Origin of the sequence: Streptomyces sp. S3(2020) (assembly GCF_013044505.1) — a bacterium.
Taxonomy (GTDB): domain Bacteria; phylum Actinomycetota; class Actinomycetes; order Streptomycetales; family Streptomycetaceae; genus Streptomyces.
This window is the reverse complement of record NZ_JABERD010000090.1, coordinates 1-23,954: the sequence shown is the minus strand read 5'-3', so window position 1 is coordinate 23,954 and position 23,954 is coordinate 1. Positions and strand designations below refer to the sequence as shown.

General features: G+C 69.8%; 15 protein-coding genes. 1 reads left to right on the top strand and 14 read right to left on the bottom strand.

The features are described 5' to 3' along the window. Nucleotides 1-68: 68 nt before the first annotated feature. The 6 genes from HLK59_RS26450 to HLK59_RS26425 all read right to left on the bottom strand — a co-directional run bounded on the left by HLK59_RS26450 (nucleotide 69) and on the right by HLK59_RS26425 (nucleotide 7,560). The gene (locus tag HLK59_RS26450) at nucleotides 69-512 is read right to left on the bottom strand and encodes a nucleoside hydrolase (RefSeq protein ID WP_171144018.1); all 444 of its coding nucleotides are present in this window, start codon (nucleotides 510-512) and stop codon (nucleotides 69-71) included. A 48-nt stretch (nucleotides 513-560) separates the two neighbouring features. Further along, nucleotides 561-3,119, bottom strand: coding sequence for a CBM35 domain-containing protein (locus tag HLK59_RS26445; RefSeq protein WP_171144017.1), 2,559 nt, complete (start codon nucleotides 3,117-3,119; stop codon nucleotides 561-563). A gap of 63 nt (nucleotides 3,120-3,182) precedes the next feature. Next, on the bottom strand, nucleotides 3,183-4,037 hold the full coding sequence (locus HLK59_RS26440; RefSeq protein WP_171144016.1) for a carbohydrate ABC transporter permease: 855 nt from the start codon (nucleotides 4,035-4,037) through the stop codon (nucleotides 3,183-3,185). Further along, the gene (locus tag HLK59_RS26435; protein WP_171144015.1) at nucleotides 4,034-4,990 is read right to left on the bottom strand and encodes a sugar ABC transporter permease; all 957 of its coding nucleotides are present in this window, start codon (nucleotides 4,988-4,990) and stop codon (nucleotides 4,034-4,036) included. Before HLK59_RS26435 ends, HLK59_RS26440 begins: the two co-directional genes overlap by 4 nt. A gap of 80 nt (nucleotides 4,991-5,070) precedes the next feature. Then, nucleotides 5,071-6,381: an ABC transporter substrate-binding protein gene (locus HLK59_RS26430; protein WP_171144014.1), complete on the bottom strand. Its 1,311-nt coding sequence runs from the start codon at nucleotides 6,379-6,381 to the stop codon at nucleotides 5,071-5,073. A 108-nt stretch (nucleotides 6,382-6,489) separates the two neighbouring features. After that, a complete protein-coding gene (locus tag HLK59_RS26425; protein WP_171144013.1) occupies nucleotides 6,490-7,560 on the bottom strand; it encodes a LacI family DNA-binding transcriptional regulator in 1,071 nt (356 codons plus the stop codon). Between the two features lie 228 nt (nucleotides 7,561-7,788). Between HLK59_RS26425 and HLK59_RS26420 the strand changes: the two genes are divergently transcribed. Continuing rightward, complete coding sequence (locus tag HLK59_RS26420) at nucleotides 7,789-9,846, top strand: glycoside hydrolase family 36 protein (RefSeq protein ID WP_346779818.1); 2,058 nt, start codon at nucleotides 7,789-7,791, stop codon at nucleotides 9,844-9,846. Between the two features lie 307 nt (nucleotides 9,847-10,153). Here the strand turns inward: HLK59_RS26420 and HLK59_RS26415 are convergent, their stop codons facing one another. The 8 genes from HLK59_RS26415 to HLK59_RS26380 form a co-directional block, all read right to left on the bottom strand. Further along, complete coding sequence (locus HLK59_RS26415; protein WP_171144011.1) at nucleotides 10,154-12,244, bottom strand: SpoIIE family protein phosphatase; 2,091 nt, start codon at nucleotides 12,242-12,244, stop codon at nucleotides 10,154-10,156. Between the two features lie 50 nt (nucleotides 12,245-12,294). Continuing rightward, nucleotides 12,295-13,284, bottom strand: coding sequence for a zinc-dependent alcohol dehydrogenase family protein (locus HLK59_RS26410; RefSeq protein ID WP_171144010.1), 990 nt, complete (start codon nucleotides 13,282-13,284; stop codon nucleotides 12,295-12,297). Next, the gene (locus tag HLK59_RS26405; protein ID WP_171144009.1) at nucleotides 13,281-14,165 is read right to left on the bottom strand and encodes a carbohydrate ABC transporter permease; all 885 of its coding nucleotides are present in this window, start codon (nucleotides 14,163-14,165) and stop codon (nucleotides 13,281-13,283) included. The genes HLK59_RS26410 and HLK59_RS26405 overlap by 4 nt, the downstream gene beginning before the upstream one ends. Further along, entirely contained in the window at nucleotides 14,162-15,121 is a 960-nt protein-coding gene (locus tag HLK59_RS26400; protein WP_171144008.1) for a sugar ABC transporter permease, read from the bottom strand. The genes HLK59_RS26405 and HLK59_RS26400 overlap by 4 nt, the downstream gene beginning before the upstream one ends. An 85-nt stretch (nucleotides 15,122-15,206) precedes the next feature. Next, the gene (locus HLK59_RS26395) at nucleotides 15,207-16,562 is read right to left on the bottom strand and encodes a sugar ABC transporter substrate-binding protein (RefSeq protein WP_171144007.1); all 1,356 of its coding nucleotides are present in this window, start codon (nucleotides 16,560-16,562) and stop codon (nucleotides 15,207-15,209) included. A gap of 82 nt (nucleotides 16,563-16,644) precedes the next feature. Continuing rightward, the gene (locus HLK59_RS26390) at nucleotides 16,645-17,406 is read right to left on the bottom strand and encodes a DeoR/GlpR family DNA-binding transcription regulator (protein ID WP_171144006.1); all 762 of its coding nucleotides are present in this window, start codon (nucleotides 17,404-17,406) and stop codon (nucleotides 16,645-16,647) included. Between the two features lie 562 nt (nucleotides 17,407-17,968). Continuing rightward, a complete protein-coding gene (locus tag HLK59_RS26385; RefSeq protein WP_171144005.1) occupies nucleotides 17,969-21,832 on the bottom strand; it encodes a non-ribosomal peptide synthetase in 3,864 nt (1,287 codons plus the stop codon). Then, nucleotides 21,829-23,799, bottom strand: coding sequence for a condensation domain-containing protein (locus tag HLK59_RS26380; protein WP_171144004.1), 1,971 nt, complete (start codon nucleotides 23,797-23,799; stop codon nucleotides 21,829-21,831). Before HLK59_RS26380 ends, HLK59_RS26385 begins: the two co-directional genes overlap by 4 nt. Nucleotides 23,800-23,954 lie beyond the last annotated feature (155 nt).

The window sequence follows — 23,954 nt, the reverse complement described above, 5'->3', positions numbered from 1 at the left end:
GTGCGGGGTGGACCAGAGGAGAAACCACCGGCGCTGTCGGACAGGGTCACCGCCGGGCCGGGTCACCATCAGCGAGCGCCTGGAGGAGCTGACGCTTGAAGCGGTCTCCGTCGACATCGAGGATGAGCCTGCGGAGTGTCTTGTCCTCCGTGACGGGCGGTCCGTCGGTCGACCACCATCATGCCGCGCGTGTGCTTTCCGCCGAGTTCGACGGCGACGGGCAGGTGCCGGGCCTCGCGCACGAGGGTGGGGTCCATGGCCAGGCCGAGCAGGAGTCCGCAGTGCATGGCGCACTCGCGTACGCCGAGGATCGACTCGTAGAAGTCCATGTAGTACGGGGTCACCGCGCACGCCTGCCGGACGGCCGGGTGTGCGTTGTGGCGCTGTTGCTCCAGCTCGGTCTCGGTGAGGCGGACGTCGATGGCGCCGCCCGTCCAGAGCACCTGGCCGACCGTCCGCATGAGAGCCGGGTCCAGGGCACAGGCGAGCGCGATGTTGGTGAGTCGGCCCATCGCCGACGGGGCCGGGCCGTCACGCCGGGCCCCGTCGGAGTCGGGTCGTCAGCCGGTGAGCGGTGCGACGGTGACGCGGTCGATGTTGGGGGCGTAGGCGCTGGGGTTGCCGAAGGTGATGGTGTTGGTGCCCGCCTTCAGGGTCACGGGGACGGGCAGGTCCCAGTAGTTGTTCCAGCTGTAGTTGTTGCGGAACATGACGGTCTGGGAGGTGCCGTTGACGTTGATCTGCGTGGCACGGGAGACGACGTTGGTGTTGTAGTTCCCGGAGCCCGCGACCTGGTTGTTGGCGTAGCGAACGTTCATGACGTACCGCCCGGCGCTCGCGGCACTGACCTTGACGGTGAGGGTGTTGTCGGCGCCGTTGCCGATGTAGCCGACGTACTTGCCGCCGGAGGCCCACGTGTCCGAGGTGACGACGGCGGTTCCGGCGAGGGTGGCGTCCTCCGCCTGGTAGGTGCTGACGCCCGAGGTGTCGACCGCGCCGGTGACCCGCAGGTCGCGCAGGGTCAGGCAGGTGTTGCCCGAAACGGCGGCGGTGATGCGGTTGTTGCCCGCCGACAGGTACAGCCGCAGGCTCTTGTCGGTGAGTCTGCCCTTGGTGGAGGGGAGGGTGGCGGCGGTGGCGCCGTCCAGGCTGAGGGTGGCGCTGCCGGTGGAGGCGTAGTCGGCGTGCACGGTGTAGTAGCCGTCGGCCGGGGCGTAGACGTCGAAGGCGGCCTTGTCGCCCTTGTCGAGCTTCAGGGCGCCGGCACCACTGAGACCGGAGGCGGAGTAGTCGTACGCCGGGGATCCGCTGATGTCGGCGTAGACGGCGGGGTAGACGGTGTCGGGGGTGGTGGACCTGGTGAGGTCGATCTTGTCGAGCGTGACCTCGTTGGTGCCCTTGGCCAGGGTCAGGGTGTGTGTACCGGCCGTCAGCGTGACGGAGGCACGGGCGGTGGCGCGGTAGGTCCAGTTCAGGGTCGAGCCGTAGGTGAGGGTCTGGGCCGGGCCGTCGTCCACGGTGAGGGTCTGGGTGGCCGGGGCTCCGGCCTGGTTGCCGTAGAAGACATCGAGGTCGTACGTGCCCGTGGTCGGGACGCTGACGCTGAAGGCGACCTTGCTGGTCGACTGGTTCAGGCTGCCGACGTCCTTGGTTCCGGAGGTGGCGAAGCCGTAGGGGTTGGTCACCGAGCCCTGGGAGTAGACCGTGCCGCCGGTGATCGTGGCGCTCTCCGCCTCGTACGACGCGGACCAGGGCAGGCTCGCCTCGGTGGGCGATCCGGTGCCGGCCGGGTTGACGGTGACGCGGTAGGCCGACATGGCGTCCAGGCCGGTGAGCGGCACGGTGACGCTGCCGTCCGAGGCGACGGTGGCCTTGGTGCGGGAGACCACGCCCGGTGCGGCGGCGGCGCCTTCGTAGCCGCTCCAGCCGGTGCGCTCCACGGTGACGTTCACCTTGCGACCGAAGGACGAGGGGACGTGCCGGATCACGGTGTCGACGGACCCGGAGGTGCCGCCGAGAATCACCTGCGCCTGCTTGCGGCGGGTGTCCAGTGAGGCGATGCCCTGGACGGTGTCGATGGTGTTGAGCTGCGGCGGGGTGAGCTTGACGGTCTGTCCGGTCAGGCCCGCGTACCAACGCAGTAGCCACCAGGTGCCATTGGGGATGTTGGTCTGGGCGGCGTTGTCGTTGAGGTTGCCGGCGATGTTCCAGTACGCCTGGTTGGCGTAGACCTTGTTGCGCTCGAACATGGACAGCCACTGGACCATCTGACCCGGCACGGACTGGTCGCGCCGGTTGCCGTACTCGTTGATGCTGACCGTCAGCGGCGAGATGCCGGCGTTCTTCTCGATGGTCCGGTAGGCGGCGAGGTGCGACTCGAAGCCGGACAGGGAGCCCGGGTCCAGTTCGTGCCAGGTGGTGATGTCCGGCAGGACGTCGTTGGCCTTGGCCCACGGGTAGAAGTCGCCCATGAGCCGGGCGTCGTAGTGGGTCTCGTTGGGGCCCGCGATCCGGGCGTCCGGGATGATCGACCGTATCTTCTTGTACACGGCCGTCCAGTCGCTCTTGAAACTGGCCAGCGCGCTCGCGTACGTGGTGCTGTTGGAACTCCCCAGGCCCGGGTACCAGTTGCCGTTGGGCTCGTTGAACGGCACCCACACGAAATCGTCCGCGTCGGAGCGCTCGGCCACCGCGCCGACCATGTTCTCGACCTTGGACAGGTAGTCGCTCAGGCCGAGGTTCTCGTAGGGCCAGTTGGTGTACGCGTCCTGCATGTAGACGTGGACCTCGCCGCCGCCGTTGCGGTCGTAGCCCGTCTTGACCGTCAGCGCGTCCCCGTTGGGGTGCTGTGTTCCGCCCTGCGGCTTCTGGATGACGGTGGTCATGTGCAGCGGGGCGACGAGCTCGTCGCCGGGGACGCCGTCGTCACTGAGGCCGTACAGCGTGCCGTTGGCACCGTGCATGACGGCACCGGTGGTGGTACCGAGATCGACGGTCACCTGTGGGGTTGCTGCCTGCGCGACCGGGACGGTCAGCGCCGTGCCCACGAGCGTGGCGCTCACCACGACCGCGCCCAGGAGGCTGCGGGAGATGCGGGGTCTGCGAGCTGTTCGAGGCATGACTGCCCTCCTCCCCCGCACCGTTGCGGGGGGTCTGTGGGTACTGCGGGGAACGCGGGACGGTTACTTGACGGCGCCGCTGGTGATGCCGGAGACGATGCGGCGCTGGGCGATGACGAAGACCAGGATCATGGGGAGGCTCATCATCACGACGTAGGCGAAGATCAGGTGCCAGTTGTTCAGGTAGAGCTGGGCGCTGGCGACCTGGTAGAGGTTGAGCGGCAGGGTGGCCTTCTCTCCTCCGCCGAGGACGAAGAACGCGTAGAAGATGTCACTCCAGGCGAACAGCATCACCATGATCGTCGCGGTGGCGATGACCGGCCGCAGCAGCGGGAGGATGATGCGCCAGAAGACCCGTACGGGGCCCGCGCCGTCCATGCGCGCGGCCTCCTCCAACTCCTCGGGCAGAGCGCGGATGAAACCCGTCATGAAGAAGATCGACGTGGACAGGTACATCCCGGCGTAGACGCCGATCATTCCGGGCCGGGTGCCGGCCAGGCCCAGCTGGCGCAGTTCCATGACGATGGTGATCACGGCGGGAGGCAGCAGCAGTCCGCTGATGCTCAGCGCGTAGAGGGCGTTGACCAGCTTTCCCTTGCGGCGGGCGAACACCCAGGCGGCGCCGGCCCCGAGGAGCAGGACGAGGACGACCGAGGGGGCCACGACCAGCAGGCTGTTGACGAAGCCCTGGACGATCTTCCCCTGGTCGAAGGTCTGCTGGTAGTTGTCGGCGGCCTGGGCGTGGTGGGGCAGGGCGAGGTTGGGCTTGATGGCCTCGGCCTGTGGCTTGACCGAGGTCACCGCGACCAGCCACAGGGGGATGCCGATGGTGACGGCGGCGATGAGCAGGACGGTGACGGGCTGGACCCAGCGCCAGGGCCGTCGGTGGGCAGGGGCGAACGCGGTGGCGGTGGTCACTGGTTGTTCTCCCTGCGGCGCAGTCCGACGATGACGGGCACGGCGAGGACGACGACGATGAGGAAGAGGATCAGGCTCATCGCGGAGGCCTGTGCGTACAGTCCTTGGCCGAAGATGCGGAACATGTAGATGTTGAACACCTCGGTCTCGCTGCCGGGACCGCCCGCGGTGGTGGCCTGGACGATGTCGAAGGTGTTCATGGAGCCGATCAGCGCGGTGGTGACGTTGAACGTCACCGCGGGTGCCAGCAGCGGGAACCGGATCGACCAGAAGGTGCGCCAGCCGCCGGCCCCGTCGATCCGGGCGGCCTCCAGCACGTCGTCAGGCATGCTCTTCAGGCCGGCCAGGTAGATGAGCATGGCCAGACCCATCCACTTCCAGCCGTGGATGAGCGTGACGACGACGATCGTCCAGGTGGTGGAACCCAGCCAAGGAGTGTCGACGGGGTGTCCGGCCAGCGAGGACAGCACGCCGTTGAGCGCTCCGTCCTGGGCGAGCAGAGCCCGGAAGATGTAGCCCACGGCCAGGGCGGAGATCAGCACGGGGAGGAAGAACACCGCACGGAAGAAGCGGTTGAAGCGGGTGTCACGCTCCAGCAGCAGGGCGAGGCCGAGACCGAAACCGTTCTGGAAGACGGCCACCAGGACCGCGTACACCAGGGTGATCCGGATGTCACGGAGCATCGACCCGTCATGGAGGATCGTGGAGAAGTTCTCCAGGCCCACGAAGCCGATCTGCGGGTGGAACGCCGACCAGTCGGTGAACGGGTAGACGAAGTTCAGCAGGTTCGGCAGCAGGAAGAACACGCCGAACACGGCGAGTGCGGGCACCGCGAACCACCATGGCTGGTTGGCCCTGCGACGGGGGCGGTCCCGCCGGACCGAACGCGGGGACCGGTCGGGCCCCTTCGCACGCTCGGCGTCACTGACGCCGATGGTGGCTGTGTTCGCCACTTTTCAACCTCCGGTACGGTCCCCGGGCGCGCCGTCGGCGGACGGCCCGGGGAAGGATCGAGCGAGGGGGCGGGCGCCGGTCAGAAGCCGGAGATGCCACGTGCCTTGAGAACCTGCTCGAACTGGTCCTGGGCTGCCTGGGCGACCTGCTTCGGGGTCTTCTTGCCGTAGATCATGTCGGCGAGGGCGAGGTGCATGTCGGGCGCGGTGAGCGCCTTGACCTGGAAGACTCCGGTGGCCGTGGAGAGCGCCTCGGCCTGGGCGACGGCGGTCTGCGGCAGTCCGTCGGGGTTGGGCACCGACGGCTGCACCGAGACCAGCTTGTTGGCCTTGATGTAGGCGGGGTAGTCCTGGCCGAGCCAGAAGGACAGGAACTGCCGGGCGGCGTTCTGGCGCTTGGTGTCGCCGGTGTTGAAGGCGACGACGCCGTTGGTCTGGTCCGGGGAGTACTCGGCCTTGGCGGCGCTGTTGGAGATGGGGAACCAGCCCAGCTTCTCGTCCATCTCCTCCGTGCTGGCGGTGGCCTGGATCTGGGACTGGAGCGAGGTGACGTTGAGGGCCATGGCGGCACTGCCGTCCAGGACCGCCTTGCCCTGGTCGACGAAGGTGGCGGTCTTGTAGTTCTTCTGCGCCAGCCCGCCGTCGAGGATCTCCGTCTTGTACTTGGTGATGGCGTCGACGATGACCTTGTTGGTCCAGGAGTCCTTGTTCTTGTTGAGGTCGTCCCAGAACGACTGGGGCAGGTCGGTCATCTGCGCCTGGACCTGCCACTGCAACGGCCACTTGTCGCCGCCGACCTCGAAGAACGGGGCCACGCCCGTCTTGGACTTGATGGTCTTGGCCTTCGCGAGCATGTCGTCGTAGCTGGTGGGCATCTTGGTGATGCCGGCCTTCTTGAAGACGGCCTTGTTGTAGTAGACGCCCAGGACCGCGGGGCTGGTGACGATGGCGGCGTACCGGTGGCCGTCGACCTGGCCGAGGCTCTGTTCCGTCTTGCCGAGCTTGGAGACCCAGTCCTCGTTGTCGAGCTGGAGGAGGTTCTTCTCCGGCTGGACGAACGGCAGGGTGCTGCCCGTGGGCTGCCAGAACATCAGGTCCGGCTTCACGCCGGAGGCGAGCTTGGTGGGGACGTTCGACTCGTAGGGGTCGGGTATCACCTCGGTGGTGATCGTCGCGCCGGTGGCCTTCTCGAACGCCTCGATGGCCTGCTTGGGCTGGTTGACGCTGTTCTGGGCGGTCCACATCGTGAGCTTGACGCCCTTGAGGGAGGCGGTGGCGTCCACCGACCCGGTGGGTGCGGCACCGCTGCCGCCGGCAGTGCTGTCGCTGCACGCGGTGGCGGTGAGTCCGAGGACACAGACCGTGGCAAGGACGGAGACGGCTCTTCTCATGCGAGATCCTTGAGGGTATGGAGAGGCTTGAGGGTAGGGAGAGGGAGGGCGGGGCGGAGCTTGGGGAAGGCGGGGAACAGACGCGGAGCGAGCGGGTGCCGGGGAGGATCACACGGCTCGCGGCCCGGAGCTTTCCCGTAGGACGAGGGTCGGTTCGGCCGGGACCGACGTGGGCGCCTGTTGGCCGGAGTCGAGCTGGGACCGCAGGAGACCGAAGGCGGCCCACCCCAGTCCGTTGAAGTCCAGGCGGACCGTGGTGAGGGACGGCGTGACGAACCCCGAGTGCGGGGCGTCGTCGAAGCCGATGACGCTGACGTCCTGCGGGACCCGCCGGCCCGCGTGGTGCAGAGCCCGCAGCACACCCAGGGCCAGGTCGTCGTTGCCGCACAGGATCGCGGTGACGTCCGGGTTCGCGGCGAGCTTCTTCCCCGCCTCGTATCCGGCCTGGGCGTCCCAGCCCTTGCCCGAGGGGCGGGGAGGCGTCACGCCTGCCGCTCGCAGGGCCTGACGCCAGCCCTCGGCGCGGGGCGCCACCGCCTGCCGGGTTCCGGCCGAGGCGGGGATCGCCACATAGTGCACGGTCTCGTGGCCGAGGGACAGCAGGTGCGCGGTGGCTGCCCGGGCCGCCTCGCGGTCGTCCGCCCACACGGCCGGACGGTCGGGGGTGCGGCCCGGTGGCGGAGCTTCCACCAGCGCCGCGCACGGCACGTGCGCCGGTACGCGGTCCAGTGCGGCGGCACCCAACCGGTCGAAGCCGATGACGATGAGTCCGCCACCGGTGTCGGCTGCCGAGGCGATCGTCCGGTCCAGGTCGTCCTCGGGTGTCACCACCCGGACGCCGAGGGTGTAGCCCGCCGCGCGGGACGCCTCCTCCAGGCCCTGCAGGGTTGCCGCGTAGCCGTAGAGGACGGTGTTCGACGTGAGAACCGTGACCGATCGGGTCACGCCGCTGGCCAGGGCGAACGCGGTGGCGTTGCGCCGGAACCCCAGACTCTGGATGGCCGCCTCGACCCGCTTGCGGGTCTCTTCCTTGACGTTCGGGTGGGCGTTGATGACCCGCGAAACGGTTTGGTAGGACACCCCTGCCGCCTGGGCGACATCGCGGATGCTGGCGGCCTTCTGCTGTCCCTGGGGTGGGGTCGCGGCGCTGTCGGAGCTTGTGTGACCGGTCACAGACATGCGAGGATTGTGAGCGGTCACAACGTGGGCGTCAAGAGAACGTAATCGAGGATTTACTCTCCGGGCGCACCCTCCGGAGTGCCACCTCTCCCCCGTCGAGCGCTAACAGCAAGGTCAGCACGCACGAGGGGCCTCGCAGTAAAAACCGTCCCGGAAGGGGAAATTGCGTTGACCGCTGCCGCCGAAACCCTCGAGAGAGCCCTCCTCTGGTCGCACCCGGAGCTCGGGGTGCACGCAGTAGTGGACGCCACCGGCTCGGTCAGGCTCGGTACAGGCGACGAGGACTGGGCGGCTCTGGTCCCCCTTGTCGAGGTCACGGCCACCGGCCATGGCCGCCTGTGGTCGGGCGAACGCTTCATCGAGACAGCCATCGGCGACCGGCTGACCTACCGTGACCACGAGACGGTCCTGGCCGGAGACCGGGAACGAACGACGATTCGCCTGTCGGACCCCCTGACCGGTCTCGCCGCTGACGTCGTCCTCGAGTCGAGACCGGGCGCCGGTTTCCTGCGCGCCCAGGTACGTCTGGTCAACGAGGGAAGCGCACCACTCAGGCTGGAGAGCGTGAGCACACTGACCCTCGGCGGGATCACCGACTCGGGCGGCGGCCTCGACGGACTCACCCTGCACTGGGCGGACAACGACTGGCTCGCCGAATGCCGTTGGCGGCGAGCCGCTCTGCGCGACCAGGTCGTACCTCTGAGCAGGACCGCCCACGGGCACGAGGGACGAGGCTGCTTCGAGCGCTACTCGCAGGGCAGTTGGTCCACCGGCCGCCACCTGCCGATCGGCGCGCTCACCGACACGGCGGGCCACTCCTGGCTGTGGCAGATCGAGTCCAGCGCGGGGTGGCGTTTCGAGACCGGCGAACGCGAAGGCGCCGCCTACGTCGCCCTGTTCGGCCCCGACGACGCCCACCACCAGTGGCACCACACCCTCGAACCGGGTGCCGAGTTCCACACCGTTCCCGCGGCACTCGTCCGCACCGACAGGGGCGGCCTCGACGCCGCGTTCGGTGAACTCACCGACTACCGCAGACTGATACGCCGCCCGCACCCCGACCACCAGGCCCTCCCGGTGATCTACAACGACTACATGAACACCCTCATGGGCGACCCGACCACCGAGAAGCTTCTGCCACTCATCGAGGCTGCGGGAAAGGCCGGCGCCGAGGTCTTCGTCATCGACGCCGGCTGGTACGACGACGACGCCCAGGGCTGGTGGGACGCCGTCGGCGCGTGGGAACCCGCCCAGGCACGCTTCCCCGGAGGCATCCGGGAGGTGCTGGACGCGATCCGGAGCCACGGCATGGTCCCGGGGCTGTGGCTGGAGCCCGAAGTCGTGGGCGTGCGCAGCCCCTTGGCCCGCACCCTGCCGCCCGAGGCCTTCTTCCGGCGCGGCGGCCTACGGGTGACGGAACACGGCCGTCACCACCTGGACCTGCGCCACCCCGCGGCCCGCGCCCACCTCGACGCGGTGGTGGACCGGCTCGTCGGCGAGTGGGGCGTCCGGTACCTCAAGCTCGACTACAACATCAACATCGGCCCCGGCACGGAGAACGGTCCCGAGAGCCCCGGCGCCGGCCTGCTCGGACACCATCGCGCACACCTCGACTGGATGTCCGCCCTGCTGGACCGGTACCCGGACCTGATCCTGGAGAACTGCGGCTCCGGCGGTCTGCGCATGGACTACGCACAACTCGCCGTCGCCCAGATCCAGTCGACCAGTGACCAGCAGGACCCGCTGCGCTATCCGCCCATCGCCGCCGCCGCCACCGCCGCCGTGACACCTGAGCAGGCGGCGGTGTGGGCCTACCCTCAGCCCGAGCACACCGCGGACCGGATCGCCTTCACCCTCACCGGCGCACTGCTGGGCCGGGTCCATCTCTCCGGCTTCCTCGACCGCATGACCGACGAGCAGTTCGAACTCGTACGCTCGGCGATCCACGCGTACAAGAACATCAGGCCGCAGATCGCCGTCGCCCGCCCCTTCTGGCCGCTGGGCCTGCCGGACTGGGAGGACACCTGGATCGCCCACGGGCTTCGCAGCGACGATGCCACCTTCCTGACAGTGTGGCGCCGTGCGCCCGGCACCGACCCCGGCGCCGCGAGCCGCACGCTCCACCTCCCCCACCTGCGCGATACTCCCCTGCACCCGGAGGTCATCCACCCCACCACGGCGGACGCCACCGCGGAGTGGGACAACGACGAAGGCAGACTTACCGTCACACTGCCCCGCCCTGACACGGCCGTCCTCCTCCGGCTGGTCGAGATCCCGTCCGCTTGACCAGCCCCACGAGGCACTGCCCCTCCAGCCCGCGTTCTCAGGCCCTTTCGGTTACGGCGTTCCCACGGCATCGTCCTTTGCCGTGGGAACGGCGCCGCGCCGCCGGATCGCTGGAAGCTCCCGCCGCGATGCCTCCGAACGGGTGAATGCGCTTGCCGCAGCTTGCCCCTGCGCCCCTCGATTCAGTACCAGGGCACTGTTCCGGGCCGCCAGCCGCACGCCGCGCCGCCGGAACACGCCGCGGCCGCGGGACCGTCCACGATCGAGTCACGGCTTTCCAGCGTCGAGACACACTGCTCGACGGCGGTCAGGACAGTTCCTGCTCCGCCCAGATCGTCTTGCCGGTCGCCGTGTGCCGTGTACCCCAACTATTGGTGAGCTGGGCGACCAGCAGCAGCCCGCGGCCGCCCTCGTCCAGCATGCGGGCCCGGCGCAGGTGCGGTGACGTGGAGTTGCCGTCGGAGACCTCGCAGATGAGCGTACGGTCGTGGATGAGCCGCAACTGGATCGGGGCGGCGCCGTATCGGATGGCGTTGGTGACCAGTTCGCTCACCACGAGCTCGGTGACGAACGCGGCCTCTTCCAAACCCCACTCCTCCAACTGGGCGAGAGCGAGCCGACGGGCCTCGGCAACCAGCTCGACGTCGCCGGGCAAGTCCCACACCCGGACCTGCCCGGCGTGCAACGCCCTGGTGCGCGCGAGCACGAGGGCCACGTCGTCGCGGGGGTGCTTGGGAAGCAGCGCGGTGAGCACCGCGTCGCAGCGGTTCTCCAGTGAGGCATCCGAGCACGTCAGCACCTCGCGCAGCCGGGCGATGCCTGCGTCCGGGTCGCGATCGGCCGCCTCCACCAGACCGTCCGTGAACAGGGCGACAATGCTGCCTTCCGGCAGTTCGACCTCGGTGGCCTCGAACGGCAGACCGCCCACGCCCAGTACCGGACCGGCACTGACATCGAGGACACGGGTGGTACCACCGGGCTCCAGGATCACGGGCGGCGGGTGGCCGGCGCTGGCGGTGGTGAGTCTGCGTGACACCGGGTCGTAGACGGCGTACAGGCAGGTGGCGCCGGTCTCACCGGCGCCGTCGGCCCCGAGGCCCATGCCGTCGTCCGTGGTGGTCATACGGAGCACGAGGTCGTCCAGGTGCGCGAGGAGTTCGTCGGGCGGGAGGTCGACGTCGGCGAGTGTCTGGACGGCCATGCGGAGCCTGCCCATGGTCGCCGATGCCTGGATGCCGTGGCCGACCACGTCACCGACGACGAGACCGACGCGCGCGCCGGACAGCGGGATGATGTCGAACCAGTCGCCACCTACACCCGCCCGCACATCGGTGGGCAGGTACCGGCAGGCGGCGTCCACGGCGGACTGCCGGACGAAACCGCGCGGCAGCAGGCTGCGCTGGAGTGTGAGCGCGGTGGTGCGCTCGCGGGTGTAGCGGCGGGCATTGTCCACGCACAGGGCGGCCCGGCCGGCGAGTTCCCTGGCCAGCGCCGAGTCGTCCTGGTTGAACGGGTCCGGCCGGGTGCGCAGCAGGGTGGCGACGCCGAGCGTGGCGCCACGCGCGATGAGCGGCACCGCGAGGACGGACGTGACGCCCAGGCCCCGGGTCCTGCCCTCCCGTAGCCTCACAGCCCGTGCGGCATCGCCTTGCAGCCAGCGTTCGAGGCCTGGATCACCCTTGGCGCTGAGCACCGCCTCCCCCGCGCGCAGGGCCCGTACCAGCGGCGAGTACGGAGGGTGGAAGTCCGTCCCGCCCAGTTCGACCGCCGCCTCCGGCGTGCCGGGTTCGAGGGAGACGTGGGCGACGCGGCGCAGCGACACGAGGTCGGCCCAGCCGTCGGCGGACGCGGGCTCATCGCCCTCCATCACCGTCTGGAACAGGTCCACGCTGGCGAAGTCCGCGAAGCGGGGCACGACGAGGTCGACGAGTTCCTGGGCGGTGCGGGTGAGGTCGAGGCTCCTGCCCAGACGGACCGCCGCCTCATCGAGCACCGCAAGGCGCTGCCTCGCCCAGTGCTGCTCGCTGCTGTCGAACGCGGCCATGCCCACCGCGCACACGTCGCCCGTGTCGCCACGGATGGGCCAGAGCTTCACGTTCCAGGCGTGCTCGCGGACGCCGGAAGGGGCACGGGTGAAGCTCTCGTAGTGCGCGGGCTCGCCTGTCTCTGCCACGTCCCGCAACGCCTGGCGCATCCCCTGCTGGTCCACGTCCGACGGAACGCCGTAGGGGAAGACCTGGCCGCGCAGCACGTCTTCCCCGACCCCCATCACCCGGCAGGCCTCCTCGTTGAGCCGGAGGTAGCGCTGGTCAGCGTCGAATATGGACATCGAGAAGGTCGACTGCCGGAACGCCTGCTCCACCAGCACACGGTCATCGTCCTCACCCGGGGGCTGCATGTGATCAGTGTGCTCCGGCACCCACAGCGCAACAACCGAGAACCCCGGGGTCAGGGCAGCACGACGATCTTGCGTCCCTGGCCGGCGGCGAACCGGTCCAGCGCGGTGGGGTACTCCGCCAGCGGCATCCGGTGGCTGATGAACACCTGGGGGTCGAGTACGCCGGTGGCAAAGAGATCCGCCGCCCGCTCGTAACTGTGCAGCACCGCCATGGATCCGGTGATCGTGATCTCCTGGTTGTAAATGCGGTACGGCGAGATCGTGGCCGTGGTCGCGTAGTCGGAGACCCCGAACTGGAGGAAGGTCCCGGCTTTCGCGACCCGCTCCAGGCCGTCCTGGATGGCGGCGGCGTTGCCGGTCGCGTCGACCACCACGTCCCAGCCGGCAGGTCGCCCCAACTCCTCGGCGTACAGGCCCGATCGGGAACAGCCCAGCTTCTCGGCCGTGGCCAGCCGCTCCGAGTTGACGTCGACGACGTCCACCGAGGCGGCGCCGGTGCGCTTGGCCAGTTCCAGCATCATCAGGCCCATCGTCCCGCTGCCGTAGATGAGCACATGGGCGCCGAGTCGGCTGCGCAGCACGTCGTAGCCGCGCACGGCACAGGACAGCGGTTCGATCAGGGCGGCGTCCTGGACGTCCACGTGCTCGGGCAGCCTTACGCAGTTGGCGACGGGTGCCACGGCGTACTCGGCAGCGCCACCGGGTCGGGTCACACCGATCGCCTGCCAGCGGTCGCAGAGGTTGTTGCGGCCGAGGCGGCAGTAGCGGCACTCGTTGCAGTACAGCGAGGGATCCACGGCCACCCGGTCGCCGATCCTCAGCTCGGTGACCTCGCTGCCCAGGCCCACGACCTCGCCCGCGAACTCGTGGCCCGGCACGATGGGCAGTGTCGGGGCGAACTCGCCCTGGAGGATGTGCAGGTCGGTGCCGCACAGGCCGCAGGCCGCCACGTCGACCACCACCTCGCGCGGCCCGGGCGTGGGGTCGGGCACCGTGGTGACGGTGACCTTGCCGGGGGCTTCTATGACGGCGGCTTTCACTTGACTGCTCCTAGGGACAGGCCGCGGACCAGTTTGTCCTGGGCGGCGAAACCGGCGATGAGGACCGGCAGGGACACGAGCGTGGCGGCGGCGCACAGCCGGGCGAGGAAGAGGCCTTCGCTGGTGATGAAGCCGACCAGGAAGACCGGTGCGGTCGAGGCGTTCACCGCGGTGAGGTTCACGGCGAACATGAACTCGTTCCAGCTGAAGATGAAGCAGATCAGCGAGGTGGCGGCGAGTCCTGGCATGGCGACCGGGGTGACGATCCGCAGCAGGACCGTGGGCAGGTTGGCGCCGTCGACCTCGGCTGCCTCCAGGATCTCCTTGGGCACCTCGGCGAGGAACGAGCGCATCATCCACACCGCGATCGGCAGGTTCATGGCCGTGTAGAGGATGATCAGCGTCCACACGTTGTCCAGCATCCCGGCGTCCTTGACGATCAGGTACACCGGCAGCAGGGCCGCGATGGCCGGCAGGAACTTCGTGGACAGGAAGAAGAACATCACGTCGGTCCACTTCTCGACCGGCTTGATGGACAGCGAGTATGCGGCCGGGACCGCCAGAGCCAGTACCAGGGCCGTGGAGATGACGCTTGCCATGGCCGAGTTGAGGAGGAAGGGGGTGATGTCCCGGCTGAACAGGAGTTTGTACTGGTCGAAGGTGACAGCGGCGAACGGGGTCGGCGGGTTGGTCGCCGCGTCCGCCTCCTGGTGGAACGAGGTGAGGACCATCCAGGCCACCGGTGCGAAGAACGCCAGCGTGGCCAGCCAGGCGACGAAGGTCCACAGGGGGGACAGTCTCGGCGTTCCGCCGTGGTCGTCACGGCGGCGAACGAGCTTCCTCAGTCTCACGCCGGGCGCGACCGTCGTGTGAGCGCTCATCGGGACACCTCCTCACGGAACAGCGACGCGATGGTGCGCAGCGCGAACGTCGCGATCACGATCGAGCCGAGGACGACGACCACACCCGCCGCGGCAGCCTGGCCGTACTCGTACTTGCGGAACATGGTCAGGTAGATCTCGTACGGCAGGTTGGTCGTCTGCGAGCCGGGGCCGCCCTGGGTGATCGTGTAGACCGCGTCGAAGTTCTGCACGATGTAGATCGTGCCGAGCAGGATGCCCAACTCGATGTACTGGCGCAGATGCGGCAGCGTGATGTGCCGGAAGGTCGCCATGGCCGAGGCTCCGTCGACCTTCGCCGCCTCCAGGACGTCACCGGGCTGCGCCTGGAGTCCGGCCAGGAGGATCAGCATCATGAAGGGCGTCCACTGCCAGACCAGTGAGATCACGACGGCCGGCATCGGGTACGAGGACACCCAGTCGATCGTGGGGCCGTTCTCCGCGCCGAAGAAGCGGTAGACGGCGTTGAGGGTGCCGTTGAGCAGGCCGTAGTCGGGGTTGTAGAGGGCGTGCTTCCACAGCAGCGCCGCCGCGACCGGCATGACCAGGAACGGCGCGATGAGCATCGTGCGCGCCAGGCCCCGTCCGGCGAACCGGCGGTCCAGCAGCACCGCGAGGCCGAGCCCGAGCAGCACGCTGATGAGCACCACGGACGCGGTGAGCACGACGGTGTTCAGGACCGCGGTGCGCAGTCGCTCGTCGGTGAAGACGAACGTGAAGTTGGACAGGCCGACGAAGTGCCTCTCGCCCGGCTTGAGGATGTTCCACTGGAGCGTGGAGATCACGATCGTTGCCACGAAGGGCAGTTGGGTGACGACGATGGTGAAGACGAGCGCCGGCAGCAGCGGAATGCGGCGCTTCCACTTGCCGACGCCGTTGGAGGGACGCCAACGCCTGGGCGGTGATGCTGTTTCGGGGCGAACGGTGAGCGTGGTCATGGACTGTCCTCCGCCAGTGACGGCCGGGTAGGGGGAAGCGGTGCCCGGCCGGGAGGGGGAGGCCCGGCCGGGCCGTTCACAGGGGTCACTGGTAGTTCTTGGCGACGTCCTCGGCGAGCTTCTGGCCGTCGTCGAGCGCCTTGTCCACGCTGGTCCTGCCCGCGATGGCGGCGGAGATCTCCTGGGTGACCTTGGTGCCCAGGTCCTGGAACTCGGGGATGGCGACGTACTGGACGCCCACGGTCGGCCGGGGCTGGAGGCCCGGGTCGGACGGGTCGGCCTGCTCGATGGACTTCAGGGTGATGTCACCGAAGGCTGCGGCGGCCTTCTGGTACTGCGGGATCTCGTACGTGCTGGCGCGCTTGCCGGCCGGGACCCGCGACCAGCCGAGCTGCTCGCCGACCAGCTTCTCGTAGTCCTTGCTGGAGGCCCACAGCATGAACTGGGAGGCGGCGTCGGCGTTCTTGGTGGTCTTGGGCATCGCCCAGGCCCAACTCCACAGCCAGCCACTGCTCTTGGTCTCGACGGTCGGCGCGTAGGCGTAGCCGACATGTCCGGCGATCTTGCTGGAGCTCGGGTCCTCCAGCGAGCCGGCCGCACTGGTCGCGTCGTACCACATCGCGACCTTCTTCTGGCTCATGGCGTTGAGGCACTCGGTGAACCCGGCCTGCGGGGCGCCCGCCTCACCGTGCTTCCGGACCAGGTCGACGTAGAAGTTGGTCGCCTTCTTGAACTCGGGGCTGTTGACCTGTGCCTTCCAGTCCTTGGTGAACCAGGTGCCGCCGAAGGTGTTGACCACGGTCGTCAGCGACGCCCCGAGTTCACCCCAACCCGCCAGGCCGCGCAGGCAGATGCCCTTCATACCGGGCTCGGCGCCGTCGACCTCGGCCGCGATGTCGGCGACCTGCTGCCAGGTCGGGTGCTCGGGCACGGTGATGCCCTTCGCCTTCATGACGTCCTTGTTGTACATCAGGAAGGACGACTCGCTGTAGAACGGCAGGGCGTAGAGCTTGCCGTCCGAGCCTGACAGCGAGGTGACCACCGGCTTGAGCAGGTCGCCCTCGTCGAAGCCGGTGTCCTTGACGGCGTAGGAGCTCAGCTCGTGCAGCCAGCCGTTCTTCTGCCAGATCGGGATCTCGTAGGCACCGACGGTGGCCACGTCGTACTGGCCGGCCTGGGTGGCGACGTCCTGGGTGACCTTGTCGCGCAGTTCGTTCTCGGGAAGGATCGTGAAGTTCACCTTGATACCGGTGTCCTTCGTGAACGTGTCCTTGGTGAGCTTGGAGATGTCCTCCATCTGCGGGTTGCCGACCATCAGGACGTTGATGGACTCGCCGCCGCCACCCGAACTCGATGAACCGCCCGCCCCACTACAGGCGACCAACAGCGAGCTCGCGGCCGCGGCCGCGGCGAGGACATGGATCGTTCTCCGTGTGCGCATGGCTGACTCCAGGGGATGTTTCGAGGGCATGGGGAACCAAGCCCACGGGCTTGCGGGGAGGGGAAGTGGCGACGAAAGCGGTTCAGGCCCGGATGACTTCGGGGCCCAGCAGCGAGTAGCGATGTGCTTCGGAGGCGGGCAGCCCGGCGTCGGTGACGATCGCCTCGAACTCCGTGACGTCCGCGAAGCGGCAGAAGCTCACGGCCCCGAACTTCGTGTGCACGCCGGAGAAGATCCGGCGTCTGGCGGCCTTGAGCACCTGGGACTTGACCTCGCTCACGGCGGGGTCAGGGGTGGTGAGGCCATAGTCCCGGGAGATGCCGTTCGCGCCGACGTACGCCAGGTCGATGACGAATCCGGACAGCATGCGGGTCGCCCAGTGGTCGACCGTCGCCAGCGTCCCGCCGCGCACTCTGCCGCCGAGCAGCAACACGGTGATGTTCTCGGCGGAGGACAGGTCGCCGGCGGCGGCCAGCGAAGTGGTGACCACGGTCAGCGGCCGGTCGCGGGGCAGGGCGGCGGCGATGAGCTGCGGGGTGTAGCCCTCGTCGATGAAGACGGTCTCGGCGTCCCCGAGCAGTTCGGCCGCTGCGGCGGCGATGCGGGTCTTCTCGGGGACGTGTGTGATGGTGCGGACGGCGAGAGTGGTCTCGAATCCCGCGCTTTCCACGGGATGGGCACCGCCATGGGTCCTGCGGACCAGCCCATGCCGCTCCAGGAGATTCAGGTCGCGTCTCACGGTCTCTTTGGAGACCCCGAGGTCAGCCGCCAGCTGTACGACGTCCACGGATCCCGTGCGGCGTGCCGCCTCCAGGATTCCCCGTCTTCGTTCATCGGCGTCCACAGCGACACCTCCATTTCACGGCTCTGCGCGCTTCACATGCGCCGACACTTTCCGGAGACCGGCCCGATCGGACTTCGGTGGCCCAATTTCTACAAGGGGAACGCGGGTACTAGCCAGATTCGTCATAGGACGGTTCATGACCGAATCTGCCCGTTTCCCGCAGGCCAGATCCCCAGAGTGAAGCCCTGGAGGCTCCGGTGGTGTGGGGAACTGCTGCCCGTTCGGCAGCCGGAGCGTGCCCGTGAGCCGCCCGTTTCAGCTGGGTCCGGTGGATCGCGCGTCGCTCGGCACGGCTTCGGCGAACAGGGCCTGGTGCACCGGGTCGTTCGCGGCCGTGTCCTCGGGGTGCCGCTGCACGCCGGGAGACCAGCCCTTGGTGCCCTGGCCAACCGGATCCTCCAGCCCTTACAGTCCCGACCAGATCAGCTCAGCTCGATCCGCCGGGCCCGCATCACCGCATCACCGCATCGCACCGAGCCTTCCGCGCCCGCGACAACCTCCGGACCACGCTCCACCCGTCCTCATCACGCCCCGGCCCCGCTCGTAAAGCCAGCGCCCAGCACTACGGCGTGGGTGCGAGCAGGGCCGTGACGTGCCCGAGAGGGCCGGTATCGAGCAGTTCATGGTGACCGCACTCGATGTCGTGCGAGGTGACCGGCCCGGTGCAGTAGGGCTGCCAGGCCGCGGGGTCCGCCCCACCGCCCTCCTCCCCCGTGGCACGGAAGAACACGACTTCGGTGCCGCCCCCGAGAACAGGCGGGCGGCCGGCCCGCAGAAGCTCCGCCGCGGACGCGGCCGCCGCGCGCACACCGGTGACGACCGTGTCGCCGAGGACGGCCAGGGAGGCGGGAGGCTCCCCAGCGGAGGAGAAGCCCAGGGTCCGCAGGACTTCGCTCTCTTCCTCGCCGGGTGGCTCCCGATGGTCTGCTGGCAGATGGGTGTCCAGGAGGGCGAGGAGTTCGACGCGTTCGCCCTCCTCGGTCAGCCGGGCGGCGATCGCGTGGGCGAGCTGCCCTCCGAGGGACCAGCCCAGCAGCCGATAGGGGCCGTGCCGCTGGACGGAGCGCATCGACTCCACATGCCGGCGCACCACTTCGTCCGGCTTGAGGGGCCCCTGCCCCGGCTTCGCGAGGCCGGCCGCCTGAAGCCCGTACACCGGGAGGCCGGGGTCGAGGTGCGGGAGCAGGCGGGCGTACGGCCAGGCGAGGCCGCTCACCGCGTGGACGCAGAACAGCGGCCGCCGCTCCACCCCCTCCCGCAGCGGCAGGAGCGGACCGAGCCCGGCGTCCGGATGGTCGTCGCCGAGCCGGCGGGCCAGGGCCGTCACGGACGGTGCCTCGAACAGCGCGCGGACGGACAGCGCCGCTCCCGTCACCGCCCGGACCCTGCCGATCAGCCGGGTCGCGAGCAGGGAGTCCCCGCCGAGGTCGAAGAAGGACGCCCCGGGGTCCGGCGCGGGCACGCCGAGCGTCTCCGCGAAGAGCCGGCTCAGCATCTCCTCGCAAGGGTCGAGGGGAACCTCCGTGGCCCGGGGCGAGGGCGGCGCGGGCAGGGCGGCACGGTCGAGTTTGCCGCTCGGCGTCAGCGGGATCCGCTCGCTCTGCACGAACGCGGACGGCACGAGATAGTCCGGCAGCAGGGCGCGCGCGTGGCGCCGCAGGTCCCCGTGGTCCAGGGTGAGTCCGGGCCGTACGGCGACGACGTGGGCGACCAGCCGGCGGCCCCCGGCGCGGTCGTCGTACGCCGTCACGACGGCCCGCGCCACCAGGGGGTGGCGCAGCAGCGCGGCCTCCGCGTCGGCGGGCTCCACCCGGTGCCCCCGGATCTTCACCTGGTCATCCAGTCGTCCCAGGAACTCGATCGCGCCGTCCGCCCGGTACCGCACGCGGTCGCCGGTGCGGTACATCCGCTCGCCCGGCTCACCGAACGGGCAGGCCACGAAGCGCTCCGCGGTCCAGCCCGGCCGGCGCAGATAGCCGCGGGCCACGCCGGCGCCGGCGAGGTGGAGTTCGCCAGGCATGCCGACCGGCACCGGTCTCAGTCGCCCGTCCAGCACATAGGCCCTGGTGTTGCTGATGGGGCGGCCGACCGGAGGCTCGCCTTCGGCGCCCCCGTCGCCGGCCTGCCAGGTCAGAGAGAAGACGGTGGTCTCGGTCGGGCCGTACACATTGCTCACCGCGCAACCGGGTATGCGGCGGTGGATCTCCCGCAGCAGGGCTCCGGACAGCGGTTCGCCGCCCACGTGGACGTGCCGTACGGCCAGTTCGCCGGTCAGGGCAGGCAGGAGGCTCGCCAGGGCGGAGGGCACCGTGGTCAGGAGGCTGCCGCGCCAGCCGTCGCGTTCGACGAGCGCCAGCAGGTCGTCGACCAGCTCCACACAGCCGCCGAGCGCGAGCGGCAGGACGGTGTCCTCGATGTGCGCGTCGAAGGCGAAGGAGAGCGACCCGAGGACCCGGGCGACCGAGTCGGCGCCGAACTCGGCCCGGTACGCGGCGATCAGGTTCACGACACCGCCGTGTTCGACGACCACGCCCTTGGGTGTGCCGGTGGTGCCCGAGGTGTGGATGACGTAGGCCGCGTGGTGCGGGAGGATCGGCCCGCCCCGCTCACGGTCCGCGATCCGGGCCCGGTCGCGTGCCGCGAGGTCACGGGCGGTGGCCGGGTCGTCGATGACGACCCGGGGGGCGCCGGGCCGCAGCAGGGACCGTAGGGCCTGGGAGGTCACGACGAGGCGGGGCCGCGCCTCGGCGAGCACCAGGGCCAGCCGGTCGGCGGGCTGGCGGGGGTCGAGCGGCAGATAGGCGGCTCCGGTCTTGAGTACGGCGAACAGGGCGACCAGGGCGTCAGGGGCGCGCGGCAAAAGCAGCGCGACGGTCGTCTCGGGGCCCGCCCCCGCGTCGATCAGGAGGCGCGCCAACTGGTTGGCTTGGGCGTCGAGTTCGGCGTACGTCGTCGTGCGTCCCGCGTGGACGACCGCCGGGCCCCGCGGGTTCCGGTCGGCCTGGGCCTCGATCAGTGCGGGCAGTGCGGCCTCGGAGACGGGGGCGGCGGTGTCGTTCCACTCGACGAGGAGTCTGCGGCGCTCCTCCTCGGGGAGGAATGCCCGGTGGGCGAGGTCGTCGACGTCGTGGTGCGGGTCGTGCGCGATCCGCGTGAGAAGTCGAACGAACCAGTCCGTGATCCGCTCGGCCCGGTCGCGGGTGATGTGGGCGGGCTGGAACTCCAGCCGCACGCCGAGGCTGTCGCCGGGCGTGCAGACGACGGACAGCGGGTAGTGGGTGGCGTCGAATCCGTCCGCGACGGTCCAGCGCACGCCGGCGTCGAGCGGCACGTCATGGCCCTGGCCGCCCGCCGGGTAGTTCTCGAAGGCCGTGGTGGTGTCGAACAGCGCCTGGTGGCCGGTGAGACGGTGGATCTCGGAGAGTCCGAGGTGATGGTGCTCAAAGAGGTCGATCTGGTCGTCCTGGACCCGTTCCAGCAGCTGTGCCAGGGACTCCCCGGCGCGTACGGCGACTCTGGCGGGCAGGGTGTTCACGAGCAGTCCGACGAGGTTCTCCACGTTCTCGACGTCGGCCGTCCGGCCGGAGACGGTCATGCCGAGCAGCACGTCGTCCCGGCCGGTCAGCCGGCGCAGGACGAGGCCCCAGGCCACCAGCACCACGGTGTTGAGGGTGACGCCGCAGTCGCGGGCGACACCGGTGAGGGCGGCGGACACGGCGGGGGTCAGGGTGCGCAGGACGCGCTCGGGGACCGTCGCGGCCCGTCCGGCCGCCTCGGGCACGACCAGGGTCGGCCCGTCGATGCCCGCCAGCGCGGTGCTCCACGCCTCCCGGGCCTCGTCGAGCCCGGTGTCGGCGAGCCAGTCGAGGTAGGAGGTGTAGGAGGGCGCCGGCGGCAGTTCCTCGAAAGCGGCCTCTCCCCGCCCGTACAGCCGCCACAGTTCGTCGACGACCAGGGAGGTGGACCAGCCGTCGAGGACCAGGTGATGGCTGGTGAGCGCGAGGCGCCAGCGACGGTCGTCGAGGCGGAGCAGCAGGAAGCGGATCAGGGGCGGGCGGGCGAGGTCGAAGCGCCGGGCGCGCTCCTCGCGGACGGCGTCCGCGGCCGCGTCGGTCCTCGCGTCCGGCGGCAGTCCGGTCAGGTCGCACAGCCGCCAGTCCAGGGGCGGGGCGGGGCTGATGAACTGCACCGGCTCCCCGGACGGCGCCGTGCGGAACCCGGCCCGCAGTGCGTCGTGACGGCGCTGCAGCGCACGGCAGGCCTCGCGCAGTCGTACGGCGTCGAGTTCTCCGTCGACTTCGAGGGTGAGCTGGGTGGTGTAGATGTCCTGCCCGTCCGCGTCGTACGCGGTGTGGAAGTACAGGCCGCGCTGGAGCGGCGCCAGCGGGAGCGCGTCCGCGGTGCCGGTGTCGCGGTGCCCGCTCATGCCGTCTCCTCCAGGTCCCGCAGCGCGGCGAACCACGCGTCGGCGAGCTCTTCAACCTGTGCCCGAGTCAGGAGGCGGGACGGGAAGGTCCAGGTCACATGGAGTTCGGGCCCGGCGCTGCCGTCGAGCGCCACGGCGGACACCTCCAGCAGGTGCGTGAGAGGCATCTCCGGGTCGCCACCCCCTCCGACGGCGGGGGCGTCCGCGGCCAGCGACCAGTCCGCGTCGGACGAACGCTCGAAGCGGCCCAGGTAGTTGAAGATGACCTGGCGGCGGGGCAGCCCCGCGAGGACGGGCGCGGCCTCGGGGTGGAGATGGCGCAGGATGCCGAAGCCGAGGCCCTTGTCGGGCATCGCGTCGAGCCTGCGCTGTACGGCGCCGGGGGTGTCGTCCGGCTCCAGCCGCACGGGGAAGAGGCTGGTGAACCAGCCGACCGTGTGCGACAGATCGAGGTCCTCGGCGATCTCCTCACGGCCGTGGCCCTCGACGTCGACCACGAAGGGAGCTTCGGCCACTGTCGCCGGGTCGTCGCCGAACAGCGCCGTGCGCCAGGTGCGCAGGGCCCGGCCGAGGGTGCTGAGCAGCACCGAGTTGACGCCGGTGCCGAGCACGGCGGGGACCTTGGTGAGGACGGCGGCCGTGCGGTCGGCGGGCAGGACCCGGGTGACGGTGACACGGCCGCGCATCACGTCCCGTGCCGGGTCGAGCGCGGCACAGCGCAGGATGTCGTCGGTGCCCCGGGCGGCGCCGGTCCACAGGGGGAGTTCGGCGGTCCGCCGGGCGGCCTGCTCCTGGAGCAGGCCGCCCCACCGGGCGTAGGAGATGCCGGTGGGCTCGTCGAGGGAGGCGCCGGTGGCGAGGGCCCGCAGGTCGTGCAGCAGGACGCGCCAGGAGATCCCGTCCACGACGAGGTGGTTGACGACGAGGAGGAGGTGGCCGGGCCGGGTGTCCCCGGCGTCGAACCAGACGGCTTCGAGCATGTGCCCGTTCCCGGGGTCCAGGCGCCCCGCGGCCGCTTCGGCGGCACGGGTCACGGCGGCCTCGTGCTGATCGGCGCCGAGGCCTCGGACGTCGACGCGCCGGACGTGCTCGCTGCCCCGGACGGTCCCTTGGGGCTGGACTTCGAGGGTCCACTGCGGTGTGCGCCCCAGGCGGATGCGCAGTGCGTCGTGCCGGTCGAGCAGGGACTGTACGAGTCCGGCGACGAAGGGGAGGTCCAGTGCCGCGGGGACGCGCACCAGCACGGACTGGTGGAAGGCGTCCACCGGGCCGCCTCGGTCGCGCTGCCACTGGATGATCGGGGTGAGGGGTACGAAGGCCGGGGGCGGGCCGGTGTCGGGCCGGTGGGCGCCGTCACGCGCTCGCGGTTCCGCCTCGGGCGCCGGGTGTGCGCGGGTGCGGGGCGTGCGTTCGCGTGCGTGCCGGGCAAGTCCGGCGACGGTCTTGTGCCGGAAGACGTCCCTGGCGGACACCGTGAGGCCTCGCTTGCGGGCTCCGGCGACCAGTCGGATGGAGAGGATGCTGTCCCCGCCGAGGGCGAAGAAGGAGTCGTCGACCCCGACGTCCGGCACGCCCAGGATCTGTGCGAAGAGCTCGCGGAGCACGCGCTCGACCTCGCTGGCGGGTTCGCGGCGAGTGGTGTCGGCCTGCCTCGCGCGGGGTGCGGGAAGGGCGGCACGGTCCAGCTTGCCGTTCGGCGTCAGAGGCAGACCGCCCTCGAGGACCGTCACCACCGACGGAACCATGTAGTCCGGCAGCAGCTCCACCGCCCGCTCCCGCACACGCTCCGCCAGCCGCTCCTCCGATCCCGGCCGGGGCACCACATAGGCGAGCAACCGGCCCTCCCGCACCGAGGCAACCGCCTGCGCGACACCCTCACACCCCGCCACCACCTCTTCCACCTCACCGAGTTCCACCCGGAACCCGCGCACCTTCACCTGCTGATCCGCACGCCCGACGAACTCCAACCCCTGTCTCTTATTACCTTCTGCCCCTGCGGACAAGAAGGCTATGACAGTTCCCGGAGGGAGCCGTATCTTAAAAAAAAAAAAACACATAGATGTATACAACATGTATACCAAGACAGAATATGATGCATGATCTAGCGACACAACACTTTAAG

What these genes read in the sequence shown, in the direction of transcription:
- HLK59_RS26415 (WP_171144011.1), bottom strand. Translation starts at nt 12,244, where the DNA reads ATGCAGCCCCCGGGTGAGGACGATGACCGTGTGCTGGTGGAGCAGGCG.
- HLK59_RS26430 (WP_171144014.1), bottom strand. Translation starts at nt 6,381, where the DNA reads ATGAGAAGAGCCGTCTCCGTCCTTGCCACGGTCTGTGTCCTCGGACTC.
- HLK59_RS26445 (WP_171144017.1), bottom strand. Translation starts at nt 3,119, where the DNA reads ATGCCTCGAACAGCTCGCAGACCCCGCATCTCCCGCAGCCTCCTGGGC.
- HLK59_RS26385 (WP_171144005.1), bottom strand. Translation starts at nt 21,832, where the DNA reads ATGAGCGGGCACCGCGACACCGGCACCGCGGACGCGCTCCCGCTGGCG.
- HLK59_RS26450 (WP_171144018.1), bottom strand. Translation starts at nt 512, where the DNA reads ATGGGCCGACTCACCAACATCGCGCTCGCCTGTGCCCTGGACCCGGCT.
- HLK59_RS26405 (WP_171144009.1), bottom strand. Translation starts at nt 14,165, where the DNA reads ATGAGCGCTCACACGACGGTCGCGCCCGGCGTGAGACTGAGGAAGCTC.
- HLK59_RS26400 (WP_171144008.1), bottom strand. Translation starts at nt 15,121, where the DNA reads ATGACCACGCTCACCGTTCGCCCCGAAACAGCATCACCGCCCAGGCGT.
- HLK59_RS26395 (WP_171144007.1), bottom strand. Translation starts at nt 16,562, where the DNA reads ATGCGCACACGGAGAACGATCCATGTCCTCGCCGCGGCCGCGGCCGCG.
- HLK59_RS26425 (WP_171144013.1), bottom strand. Translation starts at nt 7,560, where the DNA reads ATGTCTGTGACCGGTCACACAAGCTCCGACAGCGCCGCGACCCCACCC.